We start from the raw sequence: 5,977 nt of genomic DNA on the forward strand, positions 1-5,977 counted from the left end.
TCGCCACCGCGTGTGCCAGCCGGTCGTGGAACAACGCACGGTTGGCCAGCGACGTCAGGGGATCCCGCAGCGCCTGGTCCGTGACGGTGGCGAGCAGCCGTCGGTTCTCGGCGACGAACAGCAACTGGCGCACCAAGACCGTCACCATCAACAGCAGCACCGCCGCGATCACGGGCGCGGTCGCGTCACCGCTGAACAGGTACCAAACGCCAGGTACGACCGCGATGAGCAGCGGTACGTAGGGCACCCAGACGGCCGCATTGTCCGGCGCGCCCGCGGAGACGACGCCGTCGCGCCACCGCGCCCGCGCCGCGACGAGGGCGGCCGCTGCCATCAACATCAGCCCACCCGCCCAGAACATGTCGATGACATTGCCGCTGAGGTACGCGTTGTCGGCGTTCAGATACACGAACACGCTGTCGGCGATGGCCAGCACCGCGATCCCGATGGCCAGCAGGCCGATCGTCAGACGCTGCCCGGGACCGGACCGAGACAGCATCAGCAGTGCCATGGTGAGCAGCGCCAGATCGGCCAGCGGATAGAACACCGACAGCACGAAGGAGAAGGTGTCGGTGCCTCCGGCGGCCACCAGATCGTCGAGGCCGGCCACCCACGCCAGCACGAACAGCGAGCCCGCGACCAGCAGCCCGTCGAGTAACAGCCGCGCCGTCGTCGCCCTCGCATTGCCCAGTGGCAGCGCCACCAGGACCACGATCGTGCCGACGTAGTAGAAGAGGTAGCCGACGTCGGCCGGCGACGGGAACGGCACTTCGACGTCGAACCCCAGCTCGTACAGGCCCCAGATCGCATCACCGACGAACCAGCTCGACAGGGCGGCGGCCAACGCGACCCACGCCAGGCGTTGCCGTCCGGCGCTTGCGAGCGCAGCCAGGACGACGCAGACGATGGCAAACGCCTCGACCACCAGGCAACCCAGGTCGCTGACCCAGAGCACGACGTCCGGACCGCCCCACGCGAACAGCAGCCACAGGGCGTAGGCGACGTACAGCGCCACTCCGGCCCAGGCGATGGCCAGAATCCCCCGCTGCTTCACATGACTCCCAATGCGGCCGGCGCGACCGGCCAAACGACAAGGCCCGTACGGGACCGGTTGAGCAGTGTCGAGAAAAGCGTAAGGGACGACGGAACCGCGAGGGCGATCCTTTTGCGGTATCCGCCGTCGGTATCCGTCGTTAGCTGTTGCGCCGACGCCAGGAGTTACTCGTCGTCAGGATCCGACGCCGCGGCTCCATTCGCTCCAGCGTCGTCCTTCGCCTCGGCGTCCTTCTGAGCCCCTGCGGTGGCCTGCTTGGAACCATCGTCCGCCCCGGGGGTCGACTCGACCTGCTTTGGCTCTTCCTTCACCACGGTTGGGCTCTCGGGCTCCTTCGGCGGGTCCGTCGGTTCCGGAGAAACGATCGTCGGCGAGACCTCTTCTGCACCAAGCACTTCCGGAGACACCTGCGGTTCAGGCGCGGAACCGATCCCCTCCTGCTCCGCTGCGGGGGCCGCCTCGTCGACGACGACGCCAAGTTTGGCATCGTCCTCGATCGGCAGCAAGGCATCCGGGTCGGCGACGGGATCGAGCGTGGCATCGTTCGGCGAATCCGCGAGGCTGACCATCCTGGAGAATGCGAGCGTGTCGAGCCCCGACACGTCCGCCACGGCCGGCGGCGGAGGCTCCGTCGCCAGCGCAGTCGAGATGCCCAGCTGCGCGGCCTCGATGCCGTCGACGATCGCACCCGCACCGGCGGCGAGGGAGACGACGAAGGTCCTCGTTCCGTCGAGTGCGGCGTTGATGATGTTGCCGAGGTCGAGGGTCAACAGGGCAGCGACGAAGTCCTGCGTGCCCTGGATCAGTGCGGTCGTCACCCCGTTGCCAGCGGTTAGAAAGCCGTTGATCACGTCGATGAACGCCTGTGGCACCGCAGCCTGCAACGCCGTCTGCACGACACTTGCCTTCTGGTTGCGCCAGATCAGCGAGTCCAGCAGCGGTTGTCCGACGGCGATCACCGAATCACGGACGGCGGATGCGAACGTGTCGAAGGCACCGACGAAGTCGAGGGCCAGCACCTGCTGCACGATCTCGACCGTCACCCCAGGGATCGATAGCAGCGATTGCGCCAGTCCAACACCGGATTTCGCGAAGCCGCCGAGGTAGACCACCCAGTTCTCGGCCCAGTTCGCGATCTGCTGCCGCACGATTGGCAGGGTGATGATGTAGGGAAGGTCCAGCGCCGCGAGTTCGAATTGCGGCAACGCGGCAGTGGTCGCGGCCCGCACGTCGATCCTCGGCATGGCAGGCGCGACCGGGCTGATCGGGGCGATCGCCATCGCGCCCGCGCCCACGAGCGCGACTCCCGTGGTGAACCACGGTCGTATCGAAGCTTCCATGTGCAAACCACCCCGTCCTAGTTATTGACGAACGCGACAGTAACGCGAGGCGTCGTCGTGGCGTGGCTGAACGAACATCTGGTGACCCCGCGCACACCCCCGCAAAGGTCCCGTAAAGAAGCGGACGGCCCGCCGTCAAGAAACCGTAAGGGACCACGTATTGCCTGGTAGGCGGTCCTACCGTCGACGACATGGAAGTCATTGTGTTCGTGCTGCTGACCATCGCAGTCTTCGCGCTGCTCGGCGTGATTCAAAGGACGTTCGAGCGATGAGCTACGCCAACCTGGTCGGCCTCGTCCTCGCCATCCTGCTCGCGGTCTTCATGACCGCCGCGCTCATGTTCCCGGAGAGGTTCTAGTGTCGACTCTGTCTTCTGGCACGGCGGGAGTCGTCTTCCTCGCCACGCTCATTCTGGCGCTCGTCGCGGTGCACGCGCCGCTCGGCGACTACATGTACCGGGTCTACAACTCGGACAAGCACTCCCGCGTCGAGCGGGCCATCTACCGCGCCATCGGCGCCGACCCCGCCTCACAGCAGAGCTGGGGCGGCTATGCCCGAAGCGTGCTGGCCTTCTCCGCGGTCGGCATCCTGGCGCTGTTCGCCTTCCAGCTGCTGCAGGGCAAGCTACCTCTGCACCTCAACGAGCCGGGCACCGAGATGACCCCGGCGCTGGCGTGGAACACCGCCGTCAGCTTCGTCACCAACACCAACTGGCAGGCCTACTCGGGTGAGAGCACCCAGGGTCACCTGGTCCAGATGGCCGGCCTTTCGGTGCAGAACTTCGTCTCCGCCGCCGTCGGCATGGCCGTCGCGGTGGCCCTGGTGCGCGGCTTCGCCCGCAGGCGCACGACGGAGCTCGGCAACTTCTGGGTCGACCTGGTTCGCGGTACCGTCCGCATTCTCCTGCCGATCTCGGTCATCGCCGCACTCGCCCTCATCACCGGAGGCGTGATTCAGAACTTCCACCTGCACGATCAGGTGGTGACCACCCTCTCGGGTGCGACGCAGACCATCCCCGGTGGTCCGGTCGCGAGCCAGGAGGCCATCAAGGAACTCGGCACCAACGGCGGCGGCTTCTTCAACGCCAACTCGGCGCATCCGTTCGAGAACCCGACCTCGTGGACCAACTGGATCGAGATCTTCCTGCTGCTGGTGATCGCGTTCTCGATGCCGCGCATGTTCGGCCGGATGGTGGGCAACAAGAAGCAGGGTTATGCGATCGTCGCCGTGATGGGCGTCATTGCCTCGCTCAGTGTTTCGTTCACGCTGTTCTTCCAGCTGCAGGCACACGGCACCGTCCCGACCGCCATCGGATCCGCGATGGAGGGCGTCGAGCAGCGCTTCGGCGTAGCCGACTCGGCCGTCTTCGCCGCCTCCACGACGCTCACCTCCACCGGCGCGGTCAACTCGTTCCACGACTCCTACACCAGCCTCGGCGGTCTGATGACGTTGTTCAACATGCAGCTCGGTGAGATCGCCCCTGGCGGTGTCGGTTCCGGGTTGTACGGCATGCTGATCCTCGCTGTCATCACGGTGTTCGTCGCGGGCCTCATGGTGGGTCGCACACCGGAATACCTCGGCAAGAAGATCACCCCGCGCGAGATCAAACTCGCCGCCGCGTACTTCCTCGTCACCCCGCTAATCGTGCTCACCGGCACCGCGGTGGCGATGGCGATGCCCGGCCAACGCGCCAGCATGTTGAACACCGGACCCCACGGACTGTCCGAGGTGCTGTACGCGTTCACCTCCGCGGCCAACAACAACGGCTCCGCCTTCGCGGGCATCTCCGTCAACACCGAGTGGTACAACGTCGCCCTTGGCATGGCGATGCTGTTCGGCCGCTTCCTGCCGATCATCCTGGTGTTGGCGCTGGCCGGAGCCCTTGCCTCCCAGGGCAGTACACCGGAATCCATCGGCACCCTACCCACCCACCGCCCCCAGTTCGTCGGCATGGTCGCAGGGGTGACGCTGATCCTCGTCGCGCTCACCTTCCTGCCGGTGCTCGCACTCGGACCCCTCGCTGAAGGAATTCACTGAAGATGACACTCACCGCCATCGAAACCCGCACCGTCAAGCACCTCGGCGAACCCGCGCCGAAGAAGCGCGTCGGCGGCGGCCTGCTCGACCCGAAGATGCTCTGGCACTCACTGCCGGACGCCTGTAGGAAGCTCGATCCCCGCACCCTGTGGCGCAACCCGGTGATGTTCATCGTCGAGATCGGCGCCGTGTGGAGCACGATCCTCGCAGTCCTCGAGCCGTCGTGGTTCAGCTGGCTGATCGTCGCGTGGTTGTGGCTCACCGTGATCTTCGCCAACCTCGCCGAAGCCGTCGCCGAGGGACGCGGCAAGGCCCAAGCCGAGTCGCTGCGGAAGACCAAGGCCGACACCATGGCCCGACGCCTCACCGGCTGGTCCCCGTCCTCCCCCGGCACCGAGGAGGAAGTCGCCGCTCCCCTATTGCAACAGGGCGACGTCGTCGTCGTCGAAGCCGGCCAGACCATTCCCGGTGACGGTGACGTCGTCGAAGGCATTGCCTCCGTTGACGAATCCGCCATCACCGGCGAGTCGGCACCGGTGATCCGCGAATCCGGCGGCGACCGCTCCGCCGTCACGGGCGGCACGACGGTGCTGTCGGACCGGATCGTCGTGAAGATAACCCAGAAACCGGGAGAGAGCTTCATCGACCGGATGATCGCCCTCGTCGAGGGCGCCAACCGGCAGAAGACCCCCAACGAGATCGCCCTGAACATCCTGCTCGCCGCCCTCACGCTGATCTTCGTGTTCGCCGTCGCCACCCTGCAACCGCTGGCGATCTACAGCAAGGCCAACAACCCCGGCGTCCCAGACTCGTTGGCGCTCACCGGCGACGGCATCAGCGGCATCGTCATGGTCGCCCTCCTGGTGTGCCTCATCCCGACCACCATCGGCGCGCTGCTGTCGGCCATCGGCATCGCGGGCATGGACCGGCTGGTGCAGCGCAACGTGCTGGCGATGTCCGGTCGCGCCGTCGAAGCCGCCGGCGACGTGAACGTCCTACTGCTCGACAAGACCGGCACCATCACCCTCGGCAACCGCCAGGCCGGCGCCTTCGTCCAACTGGACGGCGTCACCCCAGAGCAGTTCGCGGACGCCGCGCAGCTGTCCAGCCTGGCCGACGAGACGCCCGAGGGCCGCTCCATCGTGGTGTTCGCCAAACAGCGCTTCGGTTTGCGGGAGCGCTCTGCGGGCGAACTGACCAACGCCAACTGGATCGAGTTCACCGCCGCCACCCGCATGTCCGGCGTCGACCTCGACGACGGTCACCAATTGCGCAAGGGCGCAACCGCTTCGGTTGCCGAGTGGGTACGCGCCAACGGTGGCACGATCTCACCGCAGCTCGGCTCGATCGTCGATCAGGTGTCCTCCGGCGGCGGCACCCCGCTCGTCGTCGGCGAACTCAAGGACGGCAAGGCCCGCGCGCTCGGCGTCATCGCACTCAACGACGTCGTCAAGCAGGGCATGCGGGAGCGGTTCGACGAGATGCGCAAGATGGGCATCCGCACGGTGATGATCACCGGCGACAACCCGTTGACCGCCAAGGCCAT

Annotated in this window: 4 protein-coding genes and 1 pseudogene; 3 read left to right on the forward strand and 2 right to left on the reverse strand. The window is 66.5% G+C overall.

All coding sequences use genetic code 11. The features are described from left to right. Both ABW137_RS18320 and ABW137_RS18325 read right to left on the reverse strand, forming a co-directional pair. Positions 1-1,054, reverse strand: a pseudogene (locus ABW137_RS18320) (bifunctional diguanylate cyclase/phosphodiesterase); the annotation flags it as partial. 164 nt (positions 1,055-1,218) lie between these two features. Continuing rightward, positions 1,219-2,394, reverse strand: coding sequence for a hypothetical protein (locus ABW137_RS18325; RefSeq protein ID WP_526402519.1), 1,176 nt, complete (start codon positions 2,392-2,394; stop codon positions 1,219-1,221). Between the two features lie 268 nt (positions 2,395-2,662). Between ABW137_RS18325 and ABW137_RS18330 the strand changes: the two genes are divergently transcribed. The 3 genes from ABW137_RS18330 to kdpB all read left to right on the forward strand — a co-directional run. Next, a complete protein-coding gene (locus ABW137_RS18330; protein ID WP_526402521.1) occupies positions 2,663-2,752 on the forward strand; it encodes a potassium-transporting ATPase subunit F in 90 nt (29 codons plus the stop codon). Between the two features lie 8 nt (positions 2,753-2,760). Continuing rightward, positions 2,761-4,431 carry a potassium-transporting ATPase subunit KdpA gene (gene kdpA, locus ABW137_RS18335; RefSeq protein WP_526402524.1) on the forward strand — a complete coding sequence of 557 codons (1,671 nt, stop codon included), beginning with the start codon at positions 2,761-2,763 and terminating at the stop codon, positions 4,429-4,431. 2 nt (positions 4,432-4,433) lie between these two features. Then, positions 4,434-5,977: potassium-transporting ATPase subunit KdpB (gene kdpB, locus ABW137_RS18340; protein ID WP_526402523.1), on the forward strand; the 1,544-nt coding region annotated here is incomplete at its 3' end.

It is taken from the genome of Mycobacterium sp., assembly GCF_040509115.1.
Classification (GTDB): domain Bacteria; phylum Actinomycetota; class Actinomycetes; order Mycobacteriales; family Mycobacteriaceae; genus Mycobacterium.